This window comes from Novosphingobium sp. B-7 (assembly GCF_000410615.1).
Classification (GTDB): domain Bacteria; phylum Pseudomonadota; class Alphaproteobacteria; order Sphingomonadales; family Sphingomonadaceae; genus Novosphingobium; species Novosphingobium capsulatum.
In genome coordinates, this window is record NZ_KE148429.1 from 1,168 (window position 1) to 1,404 (window position 237).

Annotated in this window: 1 pseudogene; it reads right to left on the minus strand. The window is 67.1% G+C overall.

The features are described from left to right. Positions 1-128: 128 nt before the first annotated feature. A pseudogene (locus H926_RS34980) lies at positions 129-237 on the minus strand (hypothetical protein); the annotation flags it as partial.

Genomic DNA, 237 nt, shown 5'->3' on the forward strand with positions numbered 1-237 from the left:
CGCCGCCGCTACAGTCCCGGCATGGGGCCAAGGGCATGGGTTGATCCCGGTGGAAAGGTCCAGCCAAGACCCAGCGCCAAACTGCGCGCGCGCCGCCGCCAGCCCGCCGCCATGCCAGGTAAAGCGGTTCAGCCCCACAGCCGGCCCCCGATGCACAGTGCCAGTAATAGAACGGTTTCGTTCCATTCGATGCCGGCGCCATGGCCATCGCCGGAAATACCGCCGATCCGCACCTTG